The following is a 24917-nucleotide window of genomic DNA, read 5'->3' on the forward strand; positions in this document are numbered from 1 at the left end:
CAGGCTCAGCGCTGCCTGACGACTACCGAACCCTCCAGAGAGCTGCAACTTAACCAGGGTAGCCCGCCGCGAAGGCCAAGCAGCGGGCAGGCCCGACGTAGAGACTGGACCACCCAGACCGCTTCTCAAGGAAGCTTCGGCCCCGTGCGCTTCTAGCGACGGGGCCTTTGGTCGTCGAGACGCGCCGTCTGCGCGCCACCCCCCAATATGATCCATCGCGAGACGGGCTTTTCCCTCCCCCTTCGGATTGGTCAGGCTTCGCGACAAAAAAAAACCCTCCGGTCCGGGACCGGAGGGGGTTTTATCGCTGGTCCGGTCCTTTACGCCGGGGCCTTCTCTTCCTCGCTGGCGACGACCTGAAGGAAGGTCTCGGCCGCCTCGCGGCGCTCGAAGACATGCGGCTGCAGGCCGCGCTTGGCCATGGCCTCCTTCATCTTCATGCGGGCGAAGGCGCTCGTCGCGTAGCGCGTCGTCGTCAGATAATAATGCTGGCTCAGATATTCGATCATCTCGGCGTAATCATCATAGAGCGCCTCGTTGATCCGCGCGCCGTCGTGGTTGACGACGGAATTGACGCGCTTGCCGACCTTCTGACACGCCGCGACCAGCGCATTGCGCATCTCGTCGATGTCCTTCTTGGTGCGCGCGTTCCAGCCCTCGAGATTGAGGAAGAGGATGTTGCGCGCCGGATCATAGCTGATGCGCTGATCGAGATTGAGATTGAGCAGATCGTTGATCAGCCCCATCGGCTCGTCGATGAAGATGCGCCGGTCCATCAAATCCGGCTCATTGATGATCGGCTTGAAGTCCATGAAGGGCAGAATGTGCTTTTCGATGTCTATGCCCGGCGCGATCTCGACGAGCTCCAGCCCCTTGTCGGCGAGTTTGAACACGCAACGCTCGGTCACGTAATAGACCGGCTGCCGGCGCTTCTGGGCGAACTTGCCCGAGAAGGTGATCTGCTCGACGGAATTAAGAAACTTCTTGTTGCGGCCTTCCTGAAGGATGTTGACCTTGCCGTCGGCGATCTCGACGCGCAGGCCGCCATTGGTGAAGGTGCCGGCGAAGACGACGAGCCGCGCATTCTGGCTGATGTTGATGAAGCCGCCGCAGCCGTTCAGGCGCCCGCCGAATTTCGACGTGTTGACATTGCCCTGCAGGTCGCATTCGGCCATGCCGAGGCAGGTCATGTCGAGACCGCCGCCGTCGTAGAAATCGAACTGCTGGTTCTGCTGGATGATGCTGTCGGCGTTCATCGCCGCGCCGAAGCTCGACCCGGACGCCAGCACGCCGCCGATGGCGCCGGCCTCGGTGGTCAGGGTGATGTAGGGGGTGAGCTTTTCCTCATTGGCGACGGCGGCGATGCCCTCCGGCGCGCCGACGCCGAGATTGACGACGCCATTCGGCGGCAGCTCGAAGGCGGCGCGGCGGGCGATCACCTTGCGCTCGTCGAGCGGCATCTTGGCGAGCTTCTCGACCGGGACGCGCACTTCGCCGGCGAGCGCGGCATTGTACATGACGCCGTAGTTCATGCGGTGCATTTCGGGCTGATCGGCGACGACGACGGCCGAGACCAGAATGCCCGGCACATGAACGTCCTTCGGCTTGATCGACCCCTGCTCGACGATGCGCTCCACCTGGGCGATGACGAGGCCGCCATTGTTGTGGGCGGCCATGGCCTGGGCGAGATTGTCGAGAACGAGCGCCTCTTTCTCCATGCTGATGTTGCCGGAGGGATCGGCCGAGGTGCCGCGGATGAAGGCGACGTCGATCTTGGTGGCGATATAGAAGAGCCACTCCTCGCCCTGGATGTTGTGATATTTGACGATGTCCTCGGTCGTGACCTCATTGACCTTGCCGCCGCCGAAGCGCGGATCGACGTAGGTGTAGAGGCCGACCTTGGAGAAGAGCCCCGGTTGGCCGGCGGCGCAGGCGCGGTAGAGCTGGGAAATGACGCCCTGCGGCAGGTTGTAGCCCAGAATCTTGTTTTCCTGGGCGGCCTGCGCGACCTTCGGCATGCGGCCGAAATTAGCGGCGATCACGCGCTTCAGCAGCCCCTCGTGATGGAAGCGGCCGGTGCCCAGGCCCTTGGAGTCGCCCGCGCCGGCGGTCATGATGAGGGTGAGGTCGCGCGGATGCTGCGACTCGACGAAACGCTTCTCGAGGGCGGCGTGCAGCGCCTCGGGGATACAGCTCTGGACGAAGCCCGTGGTGGTGACGACGTCGTTGTCGCGGATGAGCGCAATCGCCTCGTCGGCGCTGATGACCTTGTTGTTCGCCATGTCCTTCTGGGTTCCCCTCGAATCCGCTCTTGATTGCGCGGGCGCCCATTCGCGCCGCCGCCCGGCGGTTCCTGTGCTCAAATGACGGGCGCGAGCCTAGAGACCGCGTACACAAAGCGCAATAGCGACGATGCCGCAGGAAGGCTAGTCGCCGCGATAGACGCAGCCCTCGAAGCAGCTGTCCCGGAAAATCCCGACTTCGGAGAGGCCCGGCGCGTCGGGCGCAAGCTCCCGCCAGACATAGAGGCAGAGGTTCTCGAGCGTCGGCTTGCCGAGCCCGTCCAGATCGTTGAGGAAGGAATGGTCGAGCTTTTCCCGCAGAACCGCGAGGCGGCGGCCGAGCTTGCCGAGGTCGATCACCCACTGCTCCTCGGGGTGGCGCTCGCCGCGCAGGCTCACGCGCACGCGGAAGGAATGGCCGTGCAGGTTGCGGTATTTGCCGCCGTCCTTGGCTTCCGGATCGTAAAGGGCGTGCGCCGCCTCGAAATAGAACTCGCGGTAGACTTCGAACGTCGCCACCTTCACTTCACCCCGATCATCTTGTGGGTTTGCAGCGACAGGCGCCAGCGCGGATGCGCGAGGCAATAGTCGACCGCGGCCCTCGTATTGCGCAGAATCTCCGGGCCGTCCATGGGCTGGAGCAGGAAATGGCCAAAGTCCAGCCCCTCGTAGAGCGACGGGTCGGCGCCCGCCTGCGGATAGACGAGCTTGAGCTCGTCGCCGCGGGTCTGCCTGAGCGGCGCTCCGGCCTTCGGCGAGACGCAGATCCAGTCGAGGCCGGGCAGGGCCTCGATCGAGCCATTGGTCTCGACGGCGATCTCGAACCCTTCGCGATGCAGGGCGTCGATCAAGGGTGCGTCGATCTGAAGCATGGGCTCGCCCCCGGTCAGGACGGCGAAGCGCCCCTCCCGCTCCGGCCCCCAGAGCGCGGCGAGACGCCTCGCCAGCGTTTCGGCGTCGGCGAATTTGCCGCCCGCTTCGCCGTCGGTCCCGATGAAATCCGTGTCGCAGAAGCGGCAGGTCGCGTCGGCGCGGTCGTCTTCGCGCCCGCTCCAGAGGTTGCAGCCGGCGAAACGGCAGAAGACCGCGGCGCGGCCGGCGTGCCGGCCCTCGCCCTGTAGCGTCTTGAAGGCTTCCTTGACTGAATAGGCCATGGCTCCGGCCCCGCCGCGCGATCCTGTGCGCGCGGCCGCTCTATCGTTTCGCAGGCCGAAGGTCCAGCGCAAGCCCGAAGTCCGCCGCCTGCGCCCGCCCCCGTTTGCCGCTTCTCACCCGTTCTTGGGCAATTCCTCGTCCTTGCCGTCGGGGTCGCCCTTGGGCTGGGGGCGCGGGTCGAGACTGCGGATATAGGAAACGATGTCCTCAATTTCCTTCCGGGACAGGTGCATGTCCGGCATCGGCGGATGCGGGTCCATGAGGAAATTGCCGAGCTGCTTCCTGTCCGTGCGCCGTTTGGCGACATCGAAGAAGGAGGGCGCGTCGGCGTTGGCCGAGCTCTGGTCCTTCGAGACGACGTGGCAGCTCGCGCACCAGCGCTTGGCGATCGCCGCGCCTTTTTGCGCGTCCCCGGCTGCCGCCGGAACGGCGATGAGCGCCGCGGCGCCGGCGAGGCCGAGAAGGATCGAGGCGCGTGAAACAGAAGCCATTCGTTTTGTCCTTTTTGGCGCCATGGCGGCCGCCGCGATTCGCCGCCCGGCGAGGCGCGATGTAAGCACAATTGGAGGGCTGGCGGAACGCTGACGCGCCTGCCGCCACGCACGCCCGTTCACAAGCGCCTTGCGCCGGACCTTCCGGATCGTCTTCGCAGGCGCGAAACACGAAGCCGGATCGCCGCTAGTGCAATTTTGCAACAGTTATTGTGCTCTTGTTGCAACACCGCAGGAACATAAGCGGCAGGCGGGTTCCCGCCGGGCCAGAAGCCCCTTTTCAGCCATAAAAGCTACGATAAGGTCCCCTGGTCACTTGCTCATCCAAGGTGCGGGAAGACAGCCCGGCGGCCGGTCGCCGCAGGGGACGGGCGTCTGTTTCTCCAGACCCTCTGGATGTGGGGCGAAGCGGTTTTATTTTGCGTTGGGGGTCGCCTGTTTTCCAGGCGCCGGGGGTTCGGGATGTCGGGTCGCACGATGGTTGCATGGGCGCATAAGAACGCAATCTCCGCCGCATCGCAAAAGCCGGGGCGCGCCATGCTGCCCGCGTGCCTGTTCGCGGCGAGCTTCGCCATGTTCGTGACGGCCTTCGTAGATCCGGCGCCGGCGCTCGACGCGCCCGCCGTTCGCGCGCCCGAAACGTCTCCCTTGCCCATGTTCAAGAATCCCCGCGCGGCGTTGCGGGCCGGGCTCGAGAGCTATCATGCGGGCGACGCGAGCGCCTCCGTGGCCGCGCTGCGCTACGCCGCCGAGGGCGGCGAAGCCCTTGCGCAGTGGAAGCTCGGCCGAATGTACGCCGATGGCGACGGCGTCGGCCGCGACGACGCCAAGGCCTATGAATATTTCTCACGCATCGTCGAGCATTTCGCCGAGGCCGACCCCGATCCGCGCGAGCGCTCGATGGCGGCGAACGCCTTCGTCGCCGTGGGCCTTTATCTGAGGGACGGCGTCCCCTCTGCGAGGATCGAGCCCGACCTCGATCGCGCTTTCGAACTTTTCCGCTATGCCGCGACCTATTTCCGCAACGCCGACGCGCAGTATCACCTGGCGCGCATGTATCTCGACGGCGCGGGCGTGAAGAGGGATCTGCGGCAGGGCATGAGCTGGCTGGAGCTCGCCGCGCGCAAGGGCCATCCGCAGGCGCAGGCCGTGCTCGGCGGCCTCATGTATAGTGGCGAGGCCGGCGGCGGCGCGGCGCAGAAGGCGCGGGGCCTGATGTATCTGACTTTGGCCCGCGACGCGGTCGCGGGCGGCGCCGGCGAGCAGTGGATCATCGACGCGCAGGCGAAGGCGCTGGCCTCGGCGAGCGACGCCGACCGAAGGGCGGCCGTCGCCCTCCTCGAGGATTATCTGCGCGCCCGCAACTAATCGCGCGGCGCAGCGTCGCCCCTGAAGGTCACGGGGATCAGCAGGCGCCGCGCGCCATCCGGCCCCGGCGGCGGAAAGCGCCCGGCGCGAATGTTCACCTGGATCGATGGCAGGAGAAGACGCGGCGCGGCGAGCCCCCTGTCGCGGCCTTCGCGCGAGGCGATGAATTCCTCCTCGCCGACGGCGTCGTTGATCTGCACATTCTTGGCCCGCTCCTCGGCGACGGTCGTCTCCCAGGCGTAGAAGTCGCGGCCCGGCGCCTTGTAGTCGTGGCACATGAAGAGGCGCGTTTCGGGCGGCAGGGCCAGCAGGCGGCGGATCGAGTGATAGAGGTCGCGCGCGTCGCCACCGGGAAAGTCGGCGCGCGCGGTTCCATAGTCCGGCATGAACAGCGTATCGCCGACGAAGACGGCGTCGCCGATCCTGTAGGAGACGCAGGCCGGCGTATGGCCCGGCGTGTAGAGAACCTCGATGTCGAGCTCCCCGAGCGGGACATGCGCGCCGTCCGCGAACAGGCGGTCGAAATCCGCGCCGTCGGGAGCGATGTCGTCGGCGAGGAACTTCGACCGGAAGATGTCCTGCACTTTCGTGATGTGCTCGCCGATGCCGATCTTGGCGCCCGTGCGCGCCTTGACGATCTGGGCGCCCGAGAGATGATCGGCGTGGGCGTGGGTCTCCAGCGCCCAGTCGATCGTCAGGCCCTCGGCGCGGGCGACGTCCAGAACCACGTCGATCGAGCGGGAATCGGCGACGCCGCCGCCGGAGTCGAAGTCGAGCACGGGATCGATGACGGCCGCTCTCTTGGTCGCCGGATCGGAAACGAGATAGGTGACGGTGAAGGTGGGTTCGTCGAAAAAGCCCCGTATATCCGGCTTCGGCATGTTCTTCCCTCCATCTGGCCGAATTCCGACCTTGGCGCTTGCACAGGAGATATATGCGGGTTATCTAAATAAGCAAGTTCTAATGTAGTGAGCGCCCCTTCCCGCCATGCTGACGCCTTTCGTCCTGAAGATCGCCGCCGGCGCCCTCTCCGGCGTCTTGGTCGGCTTTTCGCTCGGCCTCGTCGGCGGCGGCGGCTCGGTTCTGGCCGTGCCGCTCCTCGTCTATTTCGTGGGCGTGCCGGACCCCCATATCGCCATCGGCTCCAGCGCCGTGGCGGTGGCCGCCAACGCTCTGGTCGGCCTGGCGCATTACGCGCGCGCGGGAACGATCAAATGGCGCTGCGCGGCGATCTTCGCCCTCTTCGGCGTCCTCGGGGCCTTCGGGGGCTCGACGCTGGGCAAGCTGATGAATGGGGAGAAGCTGCTGGCGCTCTTTGGCGTGCTTATGCTCGTCGTCGGCGCGCTGATGTTCAGGGGCCGTGGCGGCGCCGGCTTTCCGCAGGTGCGGCTCAATCGCGAGAACTTCCCGCGCCTCGCCGGCCTGGGCGCCACGACCGGCGCGCTCTCGGGCTTTTTCGGCGTCGGCGGCGGCTTTCTCATCGTGCCGGGGCTGATCTACGCGGCCGATCTGCCGATCATCAACGCCATCGGCTCCTCGCTCGTCTCGGTTTCGGCCTTCGGCGTGACGACGGCGGCGAATTACGCCCGCTCGGGCTTCGTCGACTGGACCCTCGCCACGAGCCTCCTCGGCGGCGGCGTCGGCGGCGCGCTCCTCGGCGCGGCGGCCGCGCGGCGCCTCGCGCCGAAACGCGGCGCGCTCGCCGCGATCTTCGCCGGGATCGTCGTCGTCGTGGCGATCTATGTGATCGTCAGGGCCGTCGCCGCGCTCGCCTGATCAGGCGATCTCCGCCACGACCGGCACATGGTCGGAGGGCTTGTCGCCCGCGCGCAGGCTTTTCACGATCTCGACGTTTTTGAGCCTGTCCGCCGCCTGCGGCGACAGCAGCAGATGGTCGATGCGGATGCCTTTGTTCTTCTGCCAGGCGCCCGCCTGATAGTCCCAGAAGGTGTAGAGCCCGGCGTCGTCGGTGACGGCGCGCAGCGCGTCGGTGAAGCCGAGATTGACGAGGCGCCGGTAGGCCCTTCGGCTTTCCGGCAGGAACAGCGCGTCGCCTTCCCAGGCCGCGGGGTCGTGAACGTCGCGCGCCTGCGGGATGATGTTGTAATCCCCCGCCAGCACGGTCGCCTCCTCGAGCCGCAGCAGCCCCGCCGCATGGGCCGTCAGCGCCTCCATGAAGGCGAGCTTGTAGGGATATTTCGGCGTCTCGGGCGGATTGCCGTTCGGCGCATAGATCGAGGCGACGCGGACCGCGCCGCTTTCGCCGTCGGAGATCACCGCCTCGATGTAACGGGACTGGCCCTCGTGATCGAAGCCGGGAAGGCCCGAAAACGATTCCGCGATCGGGTTCTTGGAGAGGATGGCGACGCCGTTGAACGTCTTCTGCCCGTGCAGGACGACATTATAGCCGGCGTCTTCGACCTCCATGCGCGGGAAGGCCGCTTCCTCGCATTTCAGTTCCTGAAGGCAGAGCACGTCCGGCGCGGTGTCTTTGAGGAAGGCGAGCAGCGGCGCAAGCCGCTGCCGCACCGAGTTCACATTCCAGGTGGCGATGCGCAAGAGGGGCTCCGGGCGGATGGCGGGGGCGCGCCCGCCGCCGCAGATCAGTCGAGCCGATAAGCGGCGTGGCAGGCGTTGCAGGCTTGCACGACCTGGCCGAGCTCGGCAAGCGCCGGCCGCAGATCGCCGCCCTGTTTCACCTTCGCGGCCTCTTCCGCGAATTTCGACGCCTGAGTGTGCATGGTCATGCCGAGCGCGCGCATGTCCTGAGGCATGTGGCTCGCCATCATCATGGGCATGTCGCCGTGCGCGCCGGATTTGGCGTCGGGTCTGCACGCCGCCGCGCCCGGCGAATTCGCGCCGAGCCGCGCATCGGCGATTTTCGCGGCCGCCTCCCCGTCGCCCTTGGCGAGCGCGGCGAGAATCTCCGCGACGGCCTCCTGATGGGCGCGCATATTGGCGAGCATCTTCGCCTTCATCGGATCGGGAACGTCGACCTCGATTCGCGTGTCCTTCATCATCTGCGACATGTGCATGCGCTCGTGCCCGGCGTCCTCGGCCAGCGCCGCGCCCACGGCGGCGAGGGCGCAGACGGCGGCGGCGAAAATTCTTTTCATGTCGAAGTCTCCTTTTCCAGCGTCGTCAGACTACCGCGCTGCCCCGCGCTTTGCGCCATGGCGGATCGTCACGGCCCCGGCGGCAGCCGCAAGACCTGCCCTGCCTTCAAGACCTGCCCCGCCTTCACGCGGCCCTTGCGCAGGCCGGGATTGGCGGCGGCGATGTCGCGCCAGCGCCCGGCGTCGCCATAGAGCCGGCGCGCGACGCTGGCGAGCGTATCGCCGCGCCGCACGACGTAGCGGCGTGGCGTCTCGGGGGCGGCCGGCCGCGTCTCGGCCGGCGGCGCCGCCGTCGTGGCGGCGGCCGCCTCGGGCGCGGACGCGGGCGCTTCGCCGGGCTCCACCACGTCGAACTCGCCGCGGATCATGCCCATCCAGCAGCTCCAGGGGATGACGCCGCTTTGCGTCGGCGTGAACTCGATCGTCTGAAGGCCGGGCTTCAGATCGAACTCGAGCCCCAGCGCGGGGACGACGATGCGGTTGTTGCAGCTCGTGAGCTCCGTGGCGTCGATCACCCATTTGACCGGCGCGCCCCTCGTCAGCGTGAAGCGGGACGGATGGTAGCCCAGTCCATTCGCCTCCATCTCGATGATCTGCACGGCGGACGCCGGCGGCGGGGCCGGGGCTTCGGCGCGCCGGATGCGCGCGGCGATCGAGGCGAGATCGGCGCCGGAGCCGGTCAGGATGAGGCCGCGATTGATCATCACCGCGCCGAGCGCCACGACGATGACGCCCGAGGCGCGCAGCAGTCGATGCGTGAGCGCGCTCGAGAGCATCGAGGCGACGGCGCCGAAGGCGAGCATCACCGGCAGCGTCCCGAGGCCGAAGGCGAAGAGCATCTTGGCGCCCTCGACCGCGCTGCCCGTTCCCGCCGCCATCACATACATGGCCTGAAGCGGGCCGCAGGCGATCATCAGCCCGTTGAGGAGGCCAATGACGAAGGGCCGATGGCGTCCGCTCGCCTCCCGAAAGATCCAGCGCTGCAGCGGCGCCGGCAGGCCGAGCCGGAATCGCCGCAGCGGCGCGAAAAGCCCCAGCATGTTGAGGCCGAAGACGATGAGGAACAGGCCCGCCGCCACGCCCGCCGCGCCACGCAGCAGCGGCGTAAAGGCGACGACGGCGCCGAGCGCGCCGAACAGCGCGCCGATGGCCGTATAGGAGAGCGTCTTGCCGGCCGCGAAGGAAAGATGGGCCAGCGCGGGGGCGCGCCCCGCCCTGGCCTCCGCCGTCGAATAGCCGACGACGAAAGCGCCGCACATGCCGACGCAATGGAAGCCCGTGACGAGGCCCAGCACGAAGATGAGCCACAGGCTCATCCGCCGGGAGGCGTCCGGCGCGCCGCTGTCGCCGATCCAGCGCGTATCGATGAAAACGAGCGCGGCGAGCAGGAGCAGCGCGCCGGCCGCGAGCGCGAGACGCGCGGCAAGCGGCCGCTGCGGCCGGTTCTCCTCCTCGACGCGATAGCCGAGCGCCTCGATGCTGCGGCGGATGACGGCGCAATCGACCCGCGCCGGATCATAGTCGACGACGACCGTTTCGGTCGGATAGCAGGCCGTCGCGCGGCGAACGCCTTCGAGCTTGCGCAGGCGCGCCTCGATGACATGCTCGCATCCATGGCAGTGCATGCCGCGGGCTCTCAAGCTGACGCTGGCGCATGTCCCGCTTGTCTCTGCGTTACTCAACGTCTCGGGTTTTCCTTCCCCAGAAAGTCCGTCGCCCGGGCGGCGGCCGATCCGATTGATCGGATTTTATGACTTTTTGCGGCCCGCGTCCCCTTTTCGATCCTTTTCAAGCAGAAACCGCCTCACCTGTTCAATTTGCGAAAGCGCGCGCCTTGCGGGGTCCTTGTCCTGTTGCAAAACTCCAAAAACTTGGTAAATGCAACAAAGTGCAACTTGTCGCCGCCGGAATTCTTGTCTAGGTTGCGTTTCTTTTAATGCAATCGGAGCGTGTCCATGGCAGACGAGAAGGTCGGTGGAAACGAACTGCGCCAGCCCGAAAAGGGGGGCGCGTTTCTTTCCGACGCGGAGCGTCGCGAAGCATTGAAGAAGATTGGCCGCTACGCGGTCTATGCGTCCCCCTTGATGGTCGGGCTCTTGAAGGCCGACAAGGCGCGCGCGGACATTCCTCCAGGATCGATCCCACCTGGCTAGCGGCGACTCCCGAGGCGCGTTCGACTCGTAGTCGGCTCGTGAGTCCGGTCTCGCCGTTTCCTGTTGGTTTGTCGATGTTCCCGCGCGCGGGAATCTGTGTGGTTCGTGGGTTTCCTCCGAGCGGAGCAATCAAAATGATGGATGAGGAAAAACCGCAGACGACGCCTGTCAGGGAGGCCGCCTCTCTTTCCGACGTCGAGCGTCGCGAGGCGCTGAAAAAGATTGGCCGTTACGCAGCCTATGCGGCTCCCTTGATGGTCGGCCTCTTGAAGGCGGACGCGGCGCGCGCGGGCATTCCTGTGGCGTCTGGCGATACATAGCAGCGTATGTGAAATGTGCTCGAGCCGGTATGGGCTCGTTTCCGAGCGCAGGACCAAGCGTGCAGTCGGTTCGGGACGTCGGTCGCAGTATATCGGGCTGGCAGTGTTCGCGCGGCTTCCCTGCGGGATCGCTACCCTGATCGCTGATCGCGCGAACAGGGCGGGACGTTTGCGATTACGCTTTTTTGAGCCCAGACGCCTGGTCGGCGATTCCAGATGAACATGCGCAGTCGCTCGATCGAATCCTGGTTCCTGGACGATCACCTGTTGATCGCCTCGCTCGAAGACCGTGCGCTCAGACTATACAACGCGACTGCCGCGGGCTTGTGGCTCCTCTTGTCGGAAGGCCCCCAGAGTCGCTCAGAGCTTGCTGACCGTTATGCGAGCCTGTTCGGGATCGACAGCGCCAGAGCAGACCGCGATGTCGAGGCGCTCCTCTCGGAATGGGAAGAGATCAAAATCATCACGGGTCGGGCGGAGGGCCGAATAAGGCCCGCGACAGAAAGCTCTCCGGTCGAAACGGTTTCCCATCGCCATCCGTCCGACGTTCCCGATCGGACAAAGATATTTTCGAAGGACTTTCAACTTCAGAATACAGCCTTTCGGGTCGAGGTCAGCAAATCCGACGGCATGGACACGCCGTTGGAGGCGACGCGGCTCGTTGCGATGCTCGCGGGCTTTCCGGCGGCTCGCGACGAGCCATCCACGACGTTCGAGGCAATCTTTGGAAGCGCGTCCGTTTATGTCAATGAAGGAAACGGCTCGATTTCAGCCTGGAGCGACAGCATCGAGGCGGTCGCCGCGCTTCTGTCGAAAATATGTGAGACGGCGTATCCCGAGCGGAGGCTTCTCGCCGGGCTGCACGCGGCCTCCGTGGGGCTGGGCAAGGCGCTGATCCTGCCAGGGGTTTCGGGCGCCGGCAAAAGCACGCTTTCCGCTTATCTCTCCAGCCAGGGATGGCGCTACTTCGGCGACGACGTCATCGGCGTCGACGACGAGTCGTCCGTGATGCCCTTGCCGACCTCCGCCAATCTGAAGGATGGCAGCTTTTCGATTCTCGCCGACATGCACCCGCGCCTCTCGACCCTCGATGCTTTGGCGTTCGGCGCCAAAACAGTGAAATATCTGCCTTTGCCTTGCCAGGTCGACGGACCGGAAGATTTGAAGGTGGCGGGGTTCGTGTTTCTCAAATACGCACGAGGGAGCGAAACCGACCTGCAAACGATCGGAACCGTCGAGGCGCTCCAGAGGCTGATCGAAGCGCGCATTTGTCTCAGCAAGGACATCTCGATGAGCGGAATGGGCAAATTCGTCGCGATGATCCACGAAACGCCCAAATACGCTTTGGTCTATTCCGATCTTAAAGAGGCCGAGTCATGCCTGAGGTCGCTCATCCCGAATTGACGAGGCTCAAATGGCTCGGTCATGCCTTGTCGCCTTACGGAGACAAGGACTGGGTTTGCCGGAACATCCCTCGCGATGAGCAGGACTGGCGTTTCCTGATCGGCGTCGGCAGCCGGCATCTTGTTCTTCCGGCGCTCCATCGCGCGCTCGTCGCGGAAAAGATGGAAACGGAGCCGCCAGACGACGCGCGGGAGGCGCTGGAAGGAGTCTATCTCCTGAATCGGGAGCGCAACCGTGCTCTCCGCGCGCAAATGCTGGAATTGAGTCATTTGCTGAACGGCCTCGGCGTGGCACCTGTTTGGCTGAAAGGCGCGACGACGCTCCTGAACGAGGATTGGGCCGCCAGCGCCCGCATGATGGTCGATCTGGACTTCTGGATCGAGGACGAGCGGGCCTATGACAACATCCTCGCCACCTTCGATCTCGACGGTTACCAAACCTGTGAGGGCGATACCGGGGAAAATCATCTCGAACATCACCACTTTGCCCCGAGATACAAGAAGGGGCGGCCTGCCTCGGTCGAGTTCCACAAAAGCCCCTGCGAGTTGAAGTTCCAGGATCTTCTCGACGGCGCACGCGCAATCGATCGCGTCGAGTGGATCGCGTGGGAGGGGACGGAGATCGGCCAGCTCTGCGCCGTCGACCGGCTGATGAACAGCTACCTTCAATGCATCAGTTTCCACGCGGACGTGAACAGGCCAGACGACCGCCGCCTGACGGCCGTCGCCCATTTTTCGAAAACGCTCGACTTTCTGGAGAGGTTCGCTGCCTCTCAGACGTCCACGAAGGATGAGTTTTTCCAACGCCTGCGCGCCGGGCGTCGAATGTCGGACGCACGAAAGTTTTTTTCGATCCTGAAACTCTATTTCGGTCTGGAGGCCGGCCTCGACGTCGACGCGTCCTTTCTAAAATCGATTGTTTTTGCGACCAGACACCCGAAATTTGTCTATGCGAGGTACATGGCGGGGCATGCCTGGAAAACAGTGGTCGACGGTCGTCTGGGGCCACCGGGCGCATGGTGGACCAAGATTTACCGGCACGCGCGGAATTTCCACGAACGGTGAGGCCAAGCTGGTCGGGATCGGCCGCGACATGTTCGTCGGACGCTCTGGGGCGCAAACCGCGACGTTTGCTCGACCGCCACGATTTGACGCATGCCTTTCGGCCAGCTCACGCGCTTTGGCCCGAGCTGGCCGTTTCAGCCTTATCGGCCGAGCGTGTTCATGCCCAGCAGCTTGTAGGCCGGGCAGAAATTGATGAAGGCCGTCGCGAGCGGCACAAGGCCGATGAGGCCCCACCAGCTTTGCGGACCGATGAAAACAAGACTGAGGAGAAGAACGCCCGCGACGATGCGGATCATCTTGTCTGTCCTGCCGACATTGGCTTCCATCTTGCCCTCCTCATGATGTGTGCCGATGGGGCGAAAGGTTGCGCCTTCCCGCGCAGGGCTCAAAGGACTTTGTCACAAAAGCGCCTGCGGCGCGCTGTCGCTTCGGACGCCTGCTAGCCCCAAAGATTGCACCAGCCGCGCGCGCTCACCGGCCCCTTGATGACGCCGCAGCCCGACGGCGGCTCGAACCAGGAGCAATTGGCGCAGCGCTGGCGCCCATTGGGCGACGCGCGATAGGCGGCCGCCGACTGGCTGGTCTTGGCTCGCGCCGGGGCCGCGCCGAAAAACGCGCCGAGCCCTGAAAAAACAGCCGTCGCGCCAAGGAGCGCGAGGACGCCGCGCCGTCCGTGATCGCTTTTGCGCATGAGAACCTCCCCGCCCAAAGCGACGCCGACCGCCGCGCCGGCGTCTTTAATTCGCTTTGTCTAATGTAAGCGCGCCGGCCGCGCCCAAGAATGCGACAAATCGAGCCAGGCAGGCCGACGGCGCGCTGCTTGACTTATATATTCGAAAATCATAATTTAGCGGTCATGAATATGCGTCTCGCCGAACTCGCGCCCAAAGCCGCCGAGGCTGAGAGCTTCCTCAAGGCCCTCGCCAACCGGCACCGGCTGATGGTGCTGTGCGAATTGCACAAGGGCGAGCATTCGGTCACCCGTCTGCAGGAGGCGGTGGGGCTGAGCCAATCCTCGCTCTCCCAGCATCTGGCGCGGCTGCGGGAGGACAAGCTCGTCAAGACGCGGCGCGAATCCCAGACGATCTATTATTCCCTCGCCAATGAGAACGTCTCGCGGATCATCGGCCTCCTCTACGAGCTCTTCTGCGCAGGCGAATGCGACGCGCCGCCGCAAAGGAAGCCGCGCGCGGCGGTCGCCAAAGGCTGAACAAGGAAAATCCACATGAGCATCGATCAGATTGTCATGGCTTTCGCGGGCGCGATGGTGCTGCTCAGCGTGACGCTGGCGCATTTCGTCTCTCCCTGGTGGCTGCTGCTCGCCGTCTTCGTCGGCCTCAACATGTTTCAGGCAGCCTTTACAGGGCTTTGTCCTTTGGCGATGATGCTGAAGCGTTTCGGCGTCCGGCCGGGCGCAGCTTTCTAAACGGGCTTCGATGGGCTTCATGCCGGATTGGATCGAGGATATTCCCCTCCTTAGCCGGCTGGACGAGCCGGCGAAGGGGCAGCTGCGCGAGGCGGCGATCCGCAAGCAGATCCCGCGCGGCGCGGTGCTGTTTCGTCCCGGCGATCAGTGCGTGCATTTCCCGCTGATCGCCGCCGGCACGGTGCGGGTCCAGCGCGTGACCGAATCGGGGCGGGAAATCGTCCTCTACCGGGTCTCGAACAACGAGACCTGCATCCTCACCACGGCCTCGCTGCTCTCCGACGACGCCTATTCGGCGGAGGGAATCGCCGAGACCGACGTGACCGCCTATATCGTCCCGTCCGAGCGTTTCGCCGCGCTGATGAACATGTCGGCGCCGTTCCGCGCCCTCGTCTTCGACGGCTATTCCAAACGCATCGCCACGCTGATGTCGCGCATCGAGGAAATCGTCTGCACGCGCATCAATGTACGTCTGGCGGAGCGCCTGCTGGCGCTCAAGGGCGCAGACAACCGCATCAACGTCACCCAGCAGGCGCTCGCCGCCGATCTCGGCACGGCGCGCGAAGTGGTGGGCCGCACGCTCAAGAGTTTCGAGCGTTCGGGCTGGGTCAGATTGTCGCGGGGCGGCGCCGAAATCACCGACGCCAGGGCTTTGCGCGCCCTCTGCGACGCCGAGCGTGACTAAGTCGCAGTTATAATCTTCTAATTTAGATAATTTGAATATATAAGGAGCGCCGCGGCGACGGCAGCGGCTCCTGGGAGGAATATCCGAATGGCTCATATTGTAATTCTCGGCGCCGGCATTGGCGGCGTGGCGGCGGCGATCGAAGTGCGCGACGGGCTGAAGAAAGAGCATAAAGTCACCGTCGTGTCGGATCTGCCGAACTTCCAGTTCACGCCCTCCAATCCCTGGCTCGCGGTCAACTGGCGCAAACCCGATGAGCTGAAGGTGCCGCTCGCGCCTGTCTTCAAGAAGAAGAACATCGGTTTCACCGATGTGGGCGCGAAGAAGGTGCATCCGGCGGAAAACCGCATCGAGCTCAACAATGGCGAGAGCCTCGCCTACGACTATCTGGTGATCGCGACGGGGCCCAAGCTCGCCTTCAGTGAAATTCCGGGGCTGGGGCCGCATGGCGGACACACTCATTCGATCTGCACCTTGCAGCATGCCGAGGTCGCCTCCAAGGCCTGGGACGACTTCTGCAAGGATCCGGGCCCCATCGTGATCGGCGCGGCGCCGGCGGTCTCCTGCTTTGGCCCGGCCTATGAATACGCCATGATCGTCTCGACCGATCTGCGCCGACGCGGCATCCGCCACAAGGTGCCGATGACCTTCGTCACCGCCGAGCCCTATATCGGCCATCTGGGCCTTGGCGGCGTGGGCGACACCAAGGGAATGCTCGAATCGGCCTTCCGCGACCGCGACATCAAATGGATCACCAACGCCAGGACGACCGCCGTCGAGCCGGGCGTGCTGAAATGCGACGAGCTCAACGAGGACGGCTCGGTGAAGAAGGCGCATGAGCTGCCGTTCAAATTCGCGATGATGATGCCGGCCTTCACGGGCATTGACGCGCTGATGGGAATAGAGGGCCTCGTCAATCCGCGCGGCTTCGTGCTCATCGACAAGAACCAGCGCAATCCGAACTTCCCGAATGTGTTCGGCGTCGGGGTCTGCGTGGCGATACCGCCCGCCGAACCGACCCCGGTGCCGACCGGCATGCCGAAGACGGGCTATATGATCGAATCCATGGTGACGGCGACCGCACACAACATCGCGGCGCTGATCAACGGCAAGGAAGCCAAGGAAGAAGGCACCTGGAACGCGGTCTGTCTCGCCGACTTCGGCGACCGCGGCGTCGCCTTCGTCGCGCAGCCGCAGATCCCGCCGCGCAACGTCAACTGGTCGAGCGAAGGGCGCTGGGTGCATCTCGCCAAGGTCGCCTATGAGAAATACTTCCTGCGCAAGGTGCGCAAGGGCCAGAGCGAGCCGGTCTATGAGCGTTACATCATGAAGCTTCTCGGCATCGAGCGGCTGCGCAACGCGCTCTAGCAAGCGCCGGCGCCGGGCTCTTTTGGAGGTTTTGAATCAGATGGCGCGAAGACGGCTGAGACGGGAGCTCGCGGCGGCGATCTTCTTCAAGATCGCGGCGATCTTCCTGCTCTGGTTCTGGTTCTTCGGCCCGGCGCAACGCGTGCATGTCACGCCGGCGGACATGGCCGCGGCCCTCGCCCGGGGGCCGCAGCCGCATTAAGCATTCGAAAGCGAGCCTCATGTTCGACCATCTCGACGTCGTCACGCTCTCCCGCCTGCAATTCGCGCTGACCGCGCTCTATCACTTCCTGTTCGTGCCGCTGACCCTCGGCCTCTCGCTCATCATCGCGATCATGGAGAGCGTCTATGTGATGACCGGCCGCGAGATCTGGCGCGACGCGGTGAAATTCTGGGGCACGCTGTTCGGCATCAATTTCGTCATGGGCGTCGCGACCGGCGTGACCATGGAATTTCAGTTCGGCACCAATTGGGCCTATTACTCCCATTACGTCGGCGACATTTTCGGCGCTCCGCTCGCCATCGAAGGGCTCATGGCCTTTTTCCTCGAGGCGACCTTCGTCGGACTCTTCTTCTTCGGCTGGGATCGGCTCACCAAGGTCCAGCATCTCATCGTCACCTGGTGCGTCGCGCTCGGCTCCAATTTCTCGGCGCTGTGGATTTTGATCGCCAACGCCTGGATGAGCAATCCGGTCGGCGCCGCCTTCAATCCGCAGACCATGCGCATGGAGCTGACCTCCTTCCTCGAGGTGATGTTCAATCCCGTCGCCCAGTCCAAATTCGTGCATACGGTGAGCGCCGGCTATGTGACGGGCGCCGTCTTCGTCATGTCGGTCGGCGCCTATTACATTCTGCGCCAGCGCCATGTGGACATCGCCCGCCGCTCGCTCACCGTCGCCGCGAGCTTCGGCCTCGCCTCCGCGCTTTCGGTCGTCGTGCTCGGCGACGAGAGCGGCTATACGGCGGGCGAGAACCAGAAGATGAAGATCGCCGCCATCGAGGCCATGTGGGAGACCGAGCCCGCGCCCGCCTCCTTTACGCTGTTCGGCCTGCCCGATCTCAAGACCCAGACGACGAAATATGAAGTGACGGTGCCCTATGTGCTGGGCCTCATCGCCACGCGCTCCCTCGACAAGCCCGTCGAGGGAATCAAGCCGCTCGTCGAGCGCAACGAGGAGCGCATCCGTCACGGCTTGCCCGCCTATAAATGGCTGACCGAACAGGGCGGCCGGCCCAATGCGCGGGTGCCCGCCGAGCTCGAGGATTCGATGCGCGACGCCGGCTATGCGCTGCTGCTGAAGCGCATCCGCGGCGACATCGAGAACGCCACGCCGCAGCAGATCCACGAGGCCGCGCTCTCCACCATTCCAGACGTCCCCGTGCTGTTCTGGAGCTTCCGCATCATGGTGGCGCTCGGCTTCTATTTCATCGCGCTCTTCGCCGTCGCCTTCTATCTCTCCAGCCGGCGCCGCTGCGGCCGTCCCTGGTTCCTGCGGCTTTGCATGTTGAGCCTGCCGCTGCCCTGGATCGCGGCGGAGCTCGGCTGGATCGTCGCGGAATATGGCCGTCAGCCCTGGATCATCGACGGCGTGATGCCGACCTTCCTCGGCGTCTCCGGCGTGCCGGCCTCCAATGTGCTGGCGAGCCTTCTCGCCTTCGTCGTCTTCTACACGGCGCTCGCCGTCGTCGATGTGGCGCTGCTCGCAAAATACATCCGCAAGGGACCGCATGGCGAAGAGGCGCATGCGCCGGGCGCGAGCGCGCTGCCCGAGGCGCAGCCCGCCTATGACGCTTCACGCTAGAGGAGAGCGGCAATGTTCGACTATATGACGCTGCGCTTCATCTGGTGGGCGCTGCTGGGCGTGCTGCTCGTCGGCTTCTCCATCACGGACGGCTTCGATCTCGGCGTCGCCATGCTGCATCCCTTCGTGGCGAAGACGGATGTCGAGCGGCGCGTCTCGATCAACGCCATCGGACCGGTGTGGGAAGGCAATCAGGTCTGGTTCATCCTCGGCGGCGGCGCCGCCTTCGCCGCCTGGCCGCCGCTTTACGCGGCCTCCTTCTCTGGCTTCTATCTCGCCATGCTGCTGGCGCTGGTCGGCTTCATCCTGCGGCCGGTCTCGATCGCCTTTCGCAGCAAGATCGACCATCGGCTCTGGCGCCGGGTCTGGGACTGGCTGTTCTTCGTCTCGGGCTTATTGCCGTCGTTCCTCTTCGGCGTCGCCTTCGGCAATCTGCTGCTCGGCGTTCCCTTTCACTTCGACCAGACCTTGCGCTTCGTTCACGAGGGCGGCTTCTCGAATCTCCTGCGGCCCTTCCCGCTGCTCTGCGGGCTGGTGAGCGTCGTCATGCTGCTCATGCAGGGCGGGGCCTGGCTCGCCGGCAAGACCGAGGGCGCGGTCTCGGTTCGCGCTAGGCGCGCCGGCGCGCTCGCGGCGCTGGCGCTGGTCGCGCTGTTTCTGGCGGCGGGCCTGTGGATCGCGACGGGCGTCGAGGGCTACCGCATCACGTCGACGGTCGATTTTTCCGGCCCCTCCAATCCTTTCGGCAAGGAGGTGACGCGGGGGACCGGCGACTGGCTTTTGAACTACGCGCGTTATCCAATCAGCGCCTTTGCGCCGGCGGCGGGCCTCTTCGGCGCGCTCGCCGCCGCCGTGCTGCTGGCGGCCGGCGTCAACCGCGCGGCGCTTCTCGCCTCGAGCCTCGCGACGGCGGGCGTCGTGACGACGGCGGGCTTCAGCCTGTTTCCCTTTCTGCTGCCCTCCTCCTCGCATCCCGATCAGAGCCTGACCGTGTGGGATTCGTCCTCCAGCCAGGGAACGCTCGGCCTCATGCTCGTCGCCGTGATCCTCTTCCTGCCGATCATCCTCGCCTACACCTCATGGGTCTATTGGGTGCTGCGCGGCCCGGTGACGACGGCGGCGATCGAAAAGAGCGACGGGCATTACTATTGAGAAAGGGAAGGCTGGCATGTGGTATTTTTCCTGGATCCTCGGCCTCGGCCTCGCCTGCGCCTTCGGCATCCTCAACGCCATGTGGCTCGAACTCGACGACGACGACGAGCGTCGCAAGTGAGCGCCGCCGCCGGCTGGGAGATTTCATGAACCGCTTCCGTTTGATCCTTCCCTTGGCCTTTCTGGCGTGGGCGCCGATGGCCGCCGCCGGGGAAACGACCGTCCATGTCGCGCCCATCGACGACATGAAGGCGGTGGTCGCCTCGGTCGAGCCGGCCCATCAGCTCATCGCCCGCGCGCGCATCGGCGGCACGGTCACCTCGCTCAAGATCAGGGAGGGCGACATCGTCACGGCCGGCGCCGAGATCGCCGCCGTCGCGGACCAGAAGCTCTTCTTGCAAATGCAGTCGCTCGACCAGCGCATCCGCGCGCAGCAGGCGCAGCGCGACAAGGCGAAGACGGATTTCGACCGGGCCCAGGAGCTGCTGCGCCGCGGCGTCTCGACCAAGGTGATGTTCGATCAGGCCAAGACCGCGCTCGACGTGGCGGAGCGCACGCTCTCCGCCCTCCAGTCGGACAGAAGCGTCATCGAGCAGCAGGCCGCGGAAGGCTCGGTGAAGGCGCCGGGGCCGGGCCGTATTCTGACGATCCCGGTCTCGGTCGGCCGCGTCGTCATGCCGGGCGAGACCATCGCCACGCTCGCCGAGGACAATTACATCCTGCGTCTCCAGCTCCCCGAGCGCCACGCGCGCTTCATGCGCGCGGGCGACCGCGTCGAGATCGGCGAGCGCGGCGTCAATACGGGCGCGGGCGCCCGCAAGGAAGGGCGCGTGCGCATCGTCTATCCCGAGATTCAGGGCGGCCGCGTGATCGCCGACGTGGATGTGAAGGGGCTCGACAATTATTTCGTCGGCGAACGGGCGCGCGTGTATCTGACGACCGGCAAGCGCAACGCCATTCTCGCGCCGAAATCCGCCGTTTACCGCCGCGCGGGCGTCGATTTCGTGAAGCTCGCCACCGGCGCCGAGGTGGTCGTGCAGACCGGCGACCCTCACGGCGACGCCGTGGAGATTCTTTCCGGCCTGCATGACGGCGACGTGGTGCTAACGCCATGAGCGCCGAAAAGCCCGACTTCCATCCCGGCATATCCGGAACGCTCACGCGGATCTTCATCAATTCGCCGCTGACGCCGCTCCTGCTGCTCGCCTCCATCCTCGTCGGCCTGATCGCGCTTCAGGCGCTGCCGCGGGAGGAAGAGCCGCAGATTTCCGTGCCGATGGTCGACATCATCGTCCAGGCCAACGGCTACAAGGCGGAAGACGCGATCGAGCTGATCACCCGCCCGCTCGAGGACATCATCAAGGGCGTCAATGGCGTCGAGCACGTCTATTCGCAGACGCGCGACGACACTGTGATGGTGACGGCGCGCTTCTTCGTCGGCACGCCGCAGGACAACGCCGTGCTGCGCGTCCACGACAAGATCCGCGCCAATATCACGGGCCTTCCCAAGGGCATCCCCGAGCCGCTGATCGTCGGGCGCGGCATCGACGACGTGGCGATCGTCGTGCTCACGCTCTCCGCGAAGCCCGACAAGGCGAAGGGCTGGACCGACAATGGGCTCTATCAGGTCGCGGAAGAGCTTCAGCACGATCTCACCAAGGTCGAGAATGTCGGGACGAGCTATATCGTCGGCGGCAGCCCCAACCAGATTCGCGTCGAGCCCGATCCCGAGCGCCTCTCGCAATATGGCGTGACGCTCAACCAGCTGATCGACAAGCTTTCGAACGCCAACCGCTCCTTCCAGGTCGGGGCCTTCCGCGAGGGCAACCGCTCGGTGCCCGTCGTCGCGGGCCAGACGCTCCAGGGTGTGCCGGACATCGGCCTTCTGCTGCTCACGACGCGCGACGGCCGCCCTGTCTATGTGAAGGACGTGGCCGATGTCGTCGTCGGCGCGGCCGAGCCCGACAAGCGCAGCTGGACGATGACGAAGGAGAAAGACGGCGCGCTGATGAAGCGGCCTGCGGTGAGCATCGCCATCGCCAAGCGCAAGGGCGCCAATGCGGTGATCGTCGCCGAGGACGTGCTGAAACGGCTCGAGTCGGTGCGCGGCCGCATCGTGCCGGAAGACCTCGAAATCACGGTGACGCGCAATTACGGCGAGACGGCCACGGAGAAAGCCAACGAACTTCTCTTCCATCTCGCGCTCGCGACCGTCTCCATCGTCCTGCTCATCGTCGTCATGGTGGGCTGGCGCGAGGGCGTCGTCGTCTTCGTCATCATTCCGACGACGATCCTTCTCACCCTCTTCGCCTCCTGGCTGATGGGTTACACCATCAACCGCGTCAGCCTCTTCGCGCTGATCTTCTCGATCGGCATTCTCGTCGACGACGCCATCGTCGTCGTCGAGAACATCGTGCGCCACTGGCAGATGCGCGGCGACCGCAGCCTGATCGACGCGGCGGTCGAGGCCGTGGCGGAAGTCGGCAATCCGACCATCGTCGCGACCATGACGATCATTGCGGCGCTGCTGCCGATGATGTTCGTCTCGGGTCTGATGGGCCCCTATATGAGCCCCATTCCCGCCAATGCCTCGCTCGCCATGGTGTTCTCCTTCTTCGTCGCCATGACGATCACGCCCTGGCTGTTGTTGAAGATCGCGGGAAAGCGTTTCGCGCAGGAAGGCGGCGCGGGCCACGATCACGCCCATGAGCGCGGCGTCATGGGCGATTTCTATGCGCGCATCGCCAAGCCCCTGCTTCAGGGCCGCACGCGTTCGCAGCGCTTCCTCACGGCGGTGGGCGTCGCCACGCTTCTCAGCATGGCGCTCTTTGCGACAAAGACCGTGCGCGTAAAACTCCTGCCCTTCGACAACAAGTCGGAAGTCGCGGTCGTCGTCGATCTGCCGCGCGGCGCCTCGCTCGAAGAGACGGACCGCGTGCTGACCGAGGCGGCCGAACGGTTGAAGGACATTCCGGAACTCACCTCGATCCAGTCCTATGCGGGGACGGCGGCGCCCTTCAACTTCAATGGGCTCGTGCGCCATTACTACATGCGCATGGCCCCGGAGATGGGAGAGCTTGCCGTCAATCTGCTGCCGAAGGACGAGCGCAAGCGGGCGAGCCACGCCATTGCGCTCGAAATCCGCGAGAAGCTCAAGGGCCTCTCCATGCCGCCGAATACGGCGATCAAGGTCGTCGAGGTGCCGCCCGGTCCACCGGTGCTCTCGACGCTGCTCGCCGAAGTCTATGGACCGGACCCGGAGACGCGGCGCGAACTGGCGAAAAAGCTGCGGCAGGCTTTCGAGTCGGTGGATTTCGTCGTCGACGCCGACGACAGTTTCGGCGCGCGCGCCGAGCGGCTGCGCTTTGCGATCGATCAGGACGCGCTCGAATATCACGGCGTCGAAGAGCGCGCCGTCTATGACACGATCGGCGCGCTCGTCGGCGGCGTGAAGATCGGCTTCTCGCAGCGGGGCGGCGGCGCCAAGCCGATCGACGTGACCGTCGCTTTGCCGCGCTCGCAGATGACGCCGGGCGAGCGCATTCTCTCGACGCCGCTCCCCGCCGGCGGCACGGTGCGCCAGGGCGCCAATGTCGAACTTGGCGACGTGGTGAAGGCGACGCGCGAACTCGGCTCCTATCCGATCTTCCGCCACAACGGCCGCTTCGCCGAAATGGTGAGCGCCGAAGTCGCCGGCCGCTTCGAGGCGCCGATCTACGGCATGTTCGCGGTCGAGGACGCGATGAAAAACGTCGATTGGGGGCCGTCGGGCCCGCCCGCGGTCAAATATCACGGCCAGCCGCTCGACGACGCGCAGCCCACGATCCTGTGGGACGGCGAATGGGAAGTCACCTATGTCACCTTCCGCGACATGGGCGCGGCCTTCATGGTCGCTCTGCTCGGCATCTATCTTCTGGTCGTCGCGCAGTTCGGCTCCTTCAAGCTGCCGCTCGTCATTCTGGCGCCGGTGCCGCTGACGCTGCCGGGCATCGTGCTCGGGCATATCGTCTTCAACGCCGCTTTCACGGCGACCTCGATGATCGGCTTCATCGCGCTCGCGGGCATTGTGGTGCGCAATTCGATCCTGCTCGTCGATTTCATCCGCCATTTGCGCGAGAAGGGCATGCCCCTGCGCGCGGCCTTGGTGGAAGCGGGCGCGGTGCGCTTCAAGCCGATCTTCCTCACGGCGGCGGCGGCGATCATCGGCGCGGCCTTCATCCTCACCGACCCGATCTTCCAGGGGCTCGCGATTTCGCTCGTCTTCGGCCTGGCCTCCTCGACGGCGCTGACGCTGCTCGTGATCCCCGCGATCTACGTCGTCCTGCGCGACGACGAACGTCCAGAGGCGCCTCCGGCGCCCGACACAGGGAGAATTGCATGACGAACGACTGGCCCGAACTCGCCAAGGCGCTCAGCGCCGATCTGCGCAATCTGCGCCTCGGCGCCCCGGATGTGATGAAGGCGTTCGGCGCCATGGCGACGTCGGCCGGCGCCGCCGGCGCGCTGGACGCGAAGACAAAGGAATTGATCGCTCTTGCGGTGAGCGTCGCCGTGCGCTGCGACGACTGCATCGCCTTCCACGCCAAGGCCGCCGCCGGACGCGGCGCGACGCGCGAGGAGGTCATGGAGACGCTCGGCATGGCGATCTATATGGGCGCTGGACCCTCCGTGATGTATGCGAGCCACGCGCTCGCCGCCTTCGCGCAGTTCGACGCCGAAAAAGCCGCGTCGTCCCAGGCCGGCTGAAGCGAAAGAAAGGAAGAAGGCAATGTTCTCAGGTCTGATGTCGAAACTTGCGGGCGGCGGCGGATCGCTGCCGACGATCGAGCACGAGGATTTCGAGCGCGTGGTGTCGGACAAGTCCTGCGCCATCGTAGACGTGCGCGAGCCAAACGAATATGCGGCGGGCCATGTGCCCGGCGCGAAGAATCTGCCGCTGTCGCAGTTCGATGCGTCGCAATTGCCGCAGGGCCGGTGCGTCATCATCTGTCAGGCGGGCGGCCGCTCGGCCAAGGCGCTGGCCAAGGCGATCGAAGCCGGCCGCAAGGACGTTCGCCACTATGCGCCCGGCACCGGCGGCTGGCGCGCCCGCGGCGGCGCGGTGTCCGCGTAAGGAGACGCGCCTTTCCCT

The 24917-nt window shown here is 65.3% G+C and carries 28 protein-coding genes; 18 read left to right on the forward strand and 10 right to left on the reverse strand.

All coding sequences use genetic code 11. The annotated features are described in order from the left end of the window. Positions 1-320: 320 nt before the first annotated feature. The 4 genes from WOC76_RS01925 to WOC76_RS01940 form a co-directional block, all read right to left on the reverse strand. The gene (locus tag WOC76_RS01925) at positions 321-2282 is read right to left on the reverse strand and encodes an acyl CoA:acetate/3-ketoacid CoA transferase (protein WP_341104244.1); all 1962 of its coding nucleotides are present in this window, start codon (positions 2280-2282) and stop codon (positions 321-323) included. A 144-nt stretch (positions 2283-2426) separates the two neighbouring features. Beyond that, positions 2427-2801: a 6-pyruvoyl trahydropterin synthase family protein gene (locus WOC76_RS01930; RefSeq protein ID WP_341104243.1), complete on the reverse strand. Its 375-nt coding sequence runs from the start codon at positions 2799-2801 to the stop codon at positions 2427-2429. Positions 2802-2803: 2 nt separating this feature from the next. Beyond that, entirely contained in the window at positions 2804-3436 is a 633-nt protein-coding gene (gene queE, locus WOC76_RS01935; protein WP_341104242.1) for a 7-carboxy-7-deazaguanine synthase, read from the reverse strand. Positions 3437-3550: 114 nt separating this feature from the next. Further along, positions 3551-3928 carry a c-type cytochrome gene (locus WOC76_RS01940; protein ID WP_341104241.1) on the reverse strand — a complete coding sequence of 126 codons (378 nt, stop codon included), beginning with the start codon at positions 3926-3928 and terminating at the stop codon, positions 3551-3553. Positions 3929-4390: 462 nt separating this feature from the next. On the opposite strand from WOC76_RS01940, the gene WOC76_RS01945 reads away from it, so the two are divergent. Further along, positions 4391-5296 carry a tetratricopeptide repeat protein gene (locus tag WOC76_RS01945; RefSeq protein WP_341431248.1) on the forward strand — a complete coding sequence of 302 codons (906 nt, stop codon included), beginning with the start codon at positions 4391-4393 and terminating at the stop codon, positions 5294-5296. Here WOC76_RS01945 and WOC76_RS01950 read toward each other — a convergent pair. Beyond that, positions 5293-6177 (reverse strand): MBL fold metallo-hydrolase, encoded by an 885-nt coding sequence (locus WOC76_RS01950; RefSeq protein WP_341104238.1) that lies wholly within the window; start codon positions 6175-6177, stop codon positions 5293-5295. The two genes, WOC76_RS01945 and WOC76_RS01950, sit on opposite strands and share 4 nt — an antisense overlap. Positions 6178-6283: 106 nt before the next feature. On the opposite strand from WOC76_RS01950, the gene WOC76_RS01955 reads away from it, so the two are divergent. After that, positions 6284-7072 carry a sulfite exporter TauE/SafE family protein gene (locus WOC76_RS01955; protein ID WP_341104236.1) on the forward strand — a complete coding sequence of 263 codons (789 nt, stop codon included), beginning with the start codon at positions 6284-6286 and terminating at the stop codon, positions 7070-7072. On the opposite strand, the gene xth is transcribed toward WOC76_RS01955, so the two are convergent. The 3 genes from xth to WOC76_RS01970 all read right to left on the reverse strand — a co-directional run bounded on the left by xth (position 7073) and on the right by WOC76_RS01970 (position 10094). After that, positions 7073-7855, reverse strand: a complete 783-nt coding sequence (gene xth, locus WOC76_RS01960) for an exodeoxyribonuclease III (RefSeq protein ID WP_341104234.1) — start codon at positions 7853-7855, stop codon at positions 7073-7075. 44 nt (positions 7856-7899) lie between these two features. Further along, on the reverse strand, positions 7900-8412 hold the full coding sequence (locus WOC76_RS01965) for a hypothetical protein (RefSeq protein WP_341389472.1): 513 nt from the start codon (positions 8410-8412) through the stop codon (positions 7900-7902). A 68-nt stretch (positions 8413-8480) separates the two neighbouring features. Beyond that, on the reverse strand, positions 8481-10094 hold the full coding sequence (locus WOC76_RS01970) for an urease accessory protein UreH domain-containing protein (protein WP_341389474.1): 1614 nt from the start codon (positions 10092-10094) through the stop codon (positions 8481-8483). A gap of 273 nt (positions 10095-10367) precedes the next feature. Between WOC76_RS01970 and WOC76_RS01975 the strand changes: the two genes are divergently transcribed. The 4 genes from WOC76_RS01975 (at position 10368) to WOC76_RS01990 (ending at position 13353) form a co-directional block, all read left to right on the forward strand. Then, positions 10368-10565, forward strand: coding sequence for a hypothetical protein (locus WOC76_RS01975; protein ID WP_341389476.1), 198 nt, complete (start codon positions 10368-10370; stop codon positions 10563-10565). A 134-nt stretch (positions 10566-10699) separates the two neighbouring features. After that, positions 10700-10885 (forward strand): hypothetical protein, encoded by a 186-nt coding sequence (locus WOC76_RS01980; RefSeq protein ID WP_341104230.1) that lies wholly within the window; start codon positions 10700-10702, stop codon positions 10883-10885. Positions 10886-11101: 216 nt separating this feature from the next. Further along, positions 11102-12289, forward strand: a complete 1188-nt coding sequence (locus tag WOC76_RS01985) for a PqqD family peptide modification chaperone (RefSeq protein WP_341104228.1) — start codon at positions 11102-11104, stop codon at positions 12287-12289. Further along, entirely contained in the window at positions 12262-13353 is a 1092-nt protein-coding gene (locus WOC76_RS01990) for a nucleotidyltransferase family protein (protein ID WP_341104226.1), read from the forward strand. The genes WOC76_RS01985 and WOC76_RS01990 overlap by 28 nt, the downstream gene beginning before the upstream one ends. A 140-nt stretch (positions 13354-13493) precedes the next feature. Here the strand turns inward: WOC76_RS01990 and WOC76_RS01995 are convergent, their stop codons facing one another. Together WOC76_RS01995 and WOC76_RS02000 are read right to left on the reverse strand one after the other, a co-directional pair. Further along, entirely contained in the window at positions 13494-13679 is a 186-nt protein-coding gene (locus WOC76_RS01995) for a YgaP family membrane protein (protein WP_341104224.1), read from the reverse strand. 113 nt (positions 13680-13792) lie between these two features. Beyond that, positions 13793-14044, reverse strand: coding sequence for a high-potential iron-sulfur protein (locus tag WOC76_RS02000; RefSeq protein WP_341104223.1), 252 nt, complete (start codon positions 14042-14044; stop codon positions 13793-13795). Between the two features lie 165 nt (positions 14045-14209). On the opposite strand from WOC76_RS02000, the gene WOC76_RS02005 reads away from it, so the two are divergent. From WOC76_RS02005 to WOC76_RS02060, 12 genes are all read left to right on the forward strand, one after another. After that, the gene (locus tag WOC76_RS02005; RefSeq protein WP_341104222.1) at positions 14210-14563 is read left to right on the forward strand and encodes an ArsR/SmtB family transcription factor; all 354 of its coding nucleotides are present in this window, start codon (positions 14210-14212) and stop codon (positions 14561-14563) included. 15 nt (positions 14564-14578) lie between these two features. Then, the gene (locus tag WOC76_RS02010; protein WP_341104220.1) at positions 14579-14779 is read left to right on the forward strand and encodes a YgaP family membrane protein; all 201 of its coding nucleotides are present in this window, start codon (positions 14579-14581) and stop codon (positions 14777-14779) included. A gap of 19 nt (positions 14780-14798) precedes the next feature. Continuing rightward, on the forward strand, positions 14799-15464 hold the full coding sequence (locus WOC76_RS02015) for a Crp/Fnr family transcriptional regulator (RefSeq protein WP_341104219.1): 666 nt from the start codon (positions 14799-14801) through the stop codon (positions 15462-15464). An 87-nt stretch (positions 15465-15551) separates the two neighbouring features. Then, positions 15552-16832, forward strand: a complete 1281-nt coding sequence (locus WOC76_RS02020; RefSeq protein WP_341104218.1) for an NAD(P)/FAD-dependent oxidoreductase — start codon at positions 15552-15554, stop codon at positions 16830-16832. 40 nt (positions 16833-16872) lie between these two features. Then, positions 16873-17034, forward strand: coding sequence for a cytochrome oxidase putative small subunit CydP (gene cydP / locus WOC76_RS02025; RefSeq protein ID WP_341389481.1), 162 nt, complete (start codon positions 16873-16875; stop codon positions 17032-17034). 19 nt (positions 17035-17053) lie between these two features. Then, positions 17054-18634: a cytochrome ubiquinol oxidase subunit I gene (locus WOC76_RS02030; RefSeq protein ID WP_341389484.1), complete on the forward strand. Its 1581-nt coding sequence runs from the start codon at positions 17054-17056 to the stop codon at positions 18632-18634. A 12-nt stretch (positions 18635-18646) separates the two neighbouring features. Beyond that, entirely contained in the window at positions 18647-19786 is a 1140-nt protein-coding gene (cydB, locus tag WOC76_RS02035) for a cytochrome d ubiquinol oxidase subunit II (RefSeq protein ID WP_341389486.1), read from the forward strand. A gap of 16 nt (positions 19787-19802) precedes the next feature. Beyond that, positions 19803-19907 (forward strand): cytochrome bd-I oxidase subunit CydX, encoded by a 105-nt coding sequence (gene cydX, locus WOC76_RS02040; protein ID WP_165049298.1) that lies wholly within the window; start codon positions 19803-19805, stop codon positions 19905-19907. A 25-nt stretch (positions 19908-19932) separates the two neighbouring features. After that, positions 19933-20901 (forward strand): efflux RND transporter periplasmic adaptor subunit, encoded by a 969-nt coding sequence (locus WOC76_RS02045; protein WP_341104213.1) that lies wholly within the window; start codon positions 19933-19935, stop codon positions 20899-20901. Next, positions 20898-24167 (forward strand): efflux RND transporter permease subunit, encoded by a 3270-nt coding sequence (locus WOC76_RS02050; RefSeq protein ID WP_341389495.1) that lies wholly within the window; start codon positions 20898-20900, stop codon positions 24165-24167. The genes WOC76_RS02045 and WOC76_RS02050 overlap by 4 nt, the downstream gene beginning before the upstream one ends. Then, a complete protein-coding gene (locus tag WOC76_RS02055) occupies positions 24164-24532 on the forward strand; it encodes a carboxymuconolactone decarboxylase family protein (protein WP_341108718.1) in 369 nt (122 codons plus the stop codon). Before WOC76_RS02050 ends, WOC76_RS02055 begins: the two co-directional genes overlap by 4 nt. 22 nt (positions 24533-24554) lie before the next feature. Further along, entirely contained in the window at positions 24555-24899 is a 345-nt protein-coding gene (locus WOC76_RS02060) for a rhodanese-like domain-containing protein (RefSeq protein ID WP_341104211.1), read from the forward strand. Positions 24900-24917: the final 18 nt, after the last annotated feature.

Origin of the sequence: Methylocystis sp. IM3, from assembly GCF_038070105.1 — a bacterium.
GTDB lineage: Bacteria > Pseudomonadota > Alphaproteobacteria > Rhizobiales > Beijerinckiaceae > Methylocystis.

Excerpts from the sequence above, each read along its gene's own strand:
- WOC76_RS01925 (WP_341104244.1), bottom strand. The coding sequence starts at position 2,282 with ATGGCGAACAACAAGGTCATCAGCGCCGACGAGGCGATTGCGCTCATC.
- queE (WP_341104242.1), bottom strand. The coding sequence starts at position 3,436 with ATGGCCTATTCAGTCAAGGAAGCCTTCAAGACGCTACAGGGCGAGGGC.
- WOC76_RS01940 (WP_341104241.1), bottom strand. The coding sequence starts at position 3,928 with ATGGCTTCTGTTTCACGCGCCTCGATCCTTCTCGGCCTCGCCGGCGCC.
- WOC76_RS01945 (WP_341431248.1), top strand. The coding sequence starts at position 4,391 with ATGTCGGGTCGCACGATGGTTGCATGGGCGCATAAGAACGCAATCTCC.
- WOC76_RS01950 (WP_341104238.1), bottom strand. The coding sequence starts at position 6,177 with ATGCCGAAGCCGGATATACGGGGCTTTTTCGACGAACCCACCTTCACC.
- WOC76_RS01955 (WP_341104236.1), top strand. The coding sequence starts at position 6,284 with ATGCTGACGCCTTTCGTCCTGAAGATCGCCGCCGGCGCCCTCTCCGGC.
- WOC76_RS01965 (WP_341389472.1), bottom strand. The coding sequence starts at position 8,412 with ATGAAAAGAATTTTCGCCGCCGCCGTCTGCGCCCTCGCCGCCGTGGGC.
- WOC76_RS01975 (WP_341389476.1), top strand. The coding sequence starts at position 10,368 with ATGGCAGACGAGAAGGTCGGTGGAAACGAACTGCGCCAGCCCGAAAAG.
- WOC76_RS01980 (WP_341104230.1), top strand. The coding sequence starts at position 10,700 with ATGATGGATGAGGAAAAACCGCAGACGACGCCTGTCAGGGAGGCCGCC.
- WOC76_RS01985 (WP_341104228.1), top strand. The coding sequence starts at position 11,102 with ATGAACATGCGCAGTCGCTCGATCGAATCCTGGTTCCTGGACGATCAC.
- WOC76_RS01990 (WP_341104226.1), top strand. The coding sequence starts at position 12,262 with ATGCCTGAGGTCGCTCATCCCGAATTGACGAGGCTCAAATGGCTCGGT.
- WOC76_RS01995 (WP_341104224.1), bottom strand. The coding sequence starts at position 13,679 with ATGGAAGCCAATGTCGGCAGGACAGACAAGATGATCCGCATCGTCGCG.
- WOC76_RS02000 (WP_341104223.1), bottom strand. The coding sequence starts at position 14,044 with ATGCGCAAAAGCGATCACGGACGGCGCGGCGTCCTCGCGCTCCTTGGC.
- WOC76_RS02005 (WP_341104222.1), top strand. The coding sequence starts at position 14,210 with ATGAATATGCGTCTCGCCGAACTCGCGCCCAAAGCCGCCGAGGCTGAG.
- WOC76_RS02010 (WP_341104220.1), top strand. The coding sequence starts at position 14,579 with ATGAGCATCGATCAGATTGTCATGGCTTTCGCGGGCGCGATGGTGCTG.
- WOC76_RS02015 (WP_341104219.1), top strand. The coding sequence starts at position 14,799 with ATGCCGGATTGGATCGAGGATATTCCCCTCCTTAGCCGGCTGGACGAG.
- WOC76_RS02020 (WP_341104218.1), top strand. The coding sequence starts at position 15,552 with ATGGCTCATATTGTAATTCTCGGCGCCGGCATTGGCGGCGTGGCGGCG.
- cydP (WP_341389481.1), top strand. The coding sequence starts at position 16,873 with ATGGCGCGAAGACGGCTGAGACGGGAGCTCGCGGCGGCGATCTTCTTC.
- WOC76_RS02030 (WP_341389484.1), top strand. The coding sequence starts at position 17,054 with ATGTTCGACCATCTCGACGTCGTCACGCTCTCCCGCCTGCAATTCGCG.
- cydB (WP_341389486.1), top strand. The coding sequence starts at position 18,647 with ATGTTCGACTATATGACGCTGCGCTTCATCTGGTGGGCGCTGCTGGGC.
- cydX (WP_165049298.1), top strand. The coding sequence starts at position 19,803 with ATGTGGTATTTTTCCTGGATCCTCGGCCTCGGCCTCGCCTGCGCCTTC.
- WOC76_RS02045 (WP_341104213.1), top strand. The coding sequence starts at position 19,933 with ATGAACCGCTTCCGTTTGATCCTTCCCTTGGCCTTTCTGGCGTGGGCG.
- WOC76_RS02050 (WP_341389495.1), top strand. The coding sequence starts at position 20,898 with ATGAGCGCCGAAAAGCCCGACTTCCATCCCGGCATATCCGGAACGCTC.
- WOC76_RS02055 (WP_341108718.1), top strand. The coding sequence starts at position 24,164 with ATGACGAACGACTGGCCCGAACTCGCCAAGGCGCTCAGCGCCGATCTG.
- WOC76_RS02060 (WP_341104211.1), top strand. The coding sequence starts at position 24,555 with ATGTTCTCAGGTCTGATGTCGAAACTTGCGGGCGGCGGCGGATCGCTG.